This is a genomic window from Pseudomonas sp. (assembly GCF_049590575.1).
In the GTDB taxonomy this organism is placed as follows: domain Bacteria; phylum Pseudomonadota; class Gammaproteobacteria; order Pseudomonadales; family Pseudomonadaceae; genus Aquipseudomonas.
In genome coordinates this window covers 1-1751 of sequence record NZ_JBAWDE010000134.1, presented here as the reverse complement: position 1 = coordinate 1751, position 1751 = coordinate 1, and the positions used below count along the sequence as shown (strand labels likewise).

3 protein-coding genes are annotated in these 1751 nt (G+C 60.6%); all 3 read right to left on the bottom strand.

Annotated features, from left to right (window positions below; translation table 11 throughout):
• Window positions 1-3 precede the first annotated feature (3 nt).
• On the bottom strand, window positions 4-720 hold the full coding sequence (locus tag WBR57_RS10530) for a molybdenum ABC transporter ATP-binding protein (RefSeq protein ID WP_424083770.1): 717 nt from the start codon (window positions 718-720) through the stop codon (window positions 4-6).
• The gene (gene modB / locus WBR57_RS10525) at window positions 717-1388 is read right to left on the bottom strand and encodes a molybdate ABC transporter permease subunit (protein ID WP_424083769.1); all 672 of its coding nucleotides are present in this window, start codon (window positions 1386-1388) and stop codon (window positions 717-719) included. The genes WBR57_RS10530 and modB overlap by 4 nt, the downstream gene beginning before the upstream one ends.
• Before the next feature lie 6 nt (window positions 1389-1394).
• Window positions 1395-1751 (bottom strand): molybdate ABC transporter substrate-binding protein (gene modA, locus WBR57_RS10520; protein ID WP_424083768.1); only part of this gene is annotated, 357 nt, incomplete at its 5' end.

Genomic DNA, 1751 nt, shown 5'->3' with positions numbered 1-1751 from the left:
GCGTCATTTGGCGGAATCGTAAATCCCGGGCTTGAGCGCCATCGAAGTCGAGGCCTCGAAAATTTCCTCGGGGGGGCAGGTGCGCAGGCATTTCCCATCGCGCATGACGATCACCTGGTCGCACAGTTCGATCACTTCGTCCGGCGAGTGCGAAACATAGAGCATTGGAATTTTGAACTCGTCGCGGATGCGTTTCAGGTAGGTGAGAATCGTGAGTTTGAGTTCCTGATCGAGGCTGGCGAGGGGTTCGTCCATCAGAAGCAGGCGCGGCGAGGCGAGGAGGGCCCGCGCGAAGGCGACGCGCTGTTTTTGTCCTCCGGAAAGATCGGAGATCGGGCGATCGAGCAGCGGTTCGATTTCCAAAACCCCGGTCACGTGAGCGAGATTAATGCCCGAGGGCGCCGCAATCGGCTTATGTCCGTAGGCGAGGTTTTTTCGCACGGAGAGATGCGGGAACAAGGCGAGGTCTTGCGGGACATAGCCGACATCCCGCCGTTCCGGAGCCAGGGATTTTCGCGCCGTGATGTCGATTAAGACCTGGTCATCGATGGCGATGAATCCCGCCGCCGGCTTGCGCAGGCCGGCGACGATTTCCATCAGCGAAGTTTTGCCCGCGCCGGAGTTTCCGAAAATTCCGATCACTTGCCCGCTCACTTCCAAATCGATTTGGAGAAGGAAAGTTCCCTGGCGGAGCTGGAGTTTTTTTAAGGAAAATGTCACCGCGCGCCGCCCCATCTCGAAAATTGGTTGCTGAAAAGAATCGCGGCGAAGGCGAGGACCGCGGAGACGCCCAGGAGTTGATAGGCGTGGCCGTCCTGCCCGAGCTGGATGTCGCTGTAGATGGCCACCGACATGACCGTGGTGCGGCCCGGAATATTTCCGGCGACCAGGACCGTCGCGCCGAATTCTCCGAGCGCCCGGGCAAACGCCCAGACCGCGCCCGCCACCATTCCCCGCGCCGCCAGCGGCAATGTGATCGTGAGGAAAGCCCGCGCCGGGTTTGCGCCAAGGGTCCGGGCGACATGCTCGAGCCGGGGATCGATTTCCTCGAAGGCGAGCCGCACCGTCCGCACCAAAAAGGGAAACGACATCACCGCCATGGCGGCGACCACCGCTTTCCACGTGAAGACGATTTCGGCGCCGAAGGTGTTTTGCACAAGGGCGCCGATCGGCCCGCGCCGGCCCAGCAGATTGAGCAGGATCAGGCCGGTCGCCACCGGCGGCATGACGAGCGGGAGGGCCACGAGCGTTTCGACCAGCGATTTTCCCGGCCAGTTTTTCCGCGCCAGCAGCCACGCCAGCGCCACGCCAAACGGAAAGATGATCAGCGTGCTGAGTCCGGCTGTGCCAAGGGTCAGGCCAATGACCTGCGCGTCATCGGCGGTCATATCCTTTTAGCTTTTCGCGATAAATCCGTATTTTTCAAACGTCTTCAAGGAACCCGGTTCGCTCAGGTAATCCAAGAACTTTTTGGCGGCCGCGGCATGTTTCGATCCCTTCACCAGGGCGACGGGATAGGAAATCACGGGCCCGTCCGCGACAGGCACCTCAAAGGCGACCTTCACCTTGTGGGAATGAAGCGCGTCGGTTTTATAAACGATCCCGACATCGACGTTGCTCGTTTCCACCGCCGCGAGCGCGGCGCGAACGTTCTCCATCGGAATGACCCGCGCTTCGACTTGCGCCCAAATGCCGATTTTTTGCAGATATTCCCTGGCGTAAATTCCGGCGGGCACGCTTTGCGGTTGCCC

Coding starts and splice junctions, on each gene's coding strand:
- modB (WP_424083769.1), bottom strand. CDS start 1,388: ATGACCGCCGATGACGCGCAGGTCATTGGCCTGACCCTTGGCACAGCC.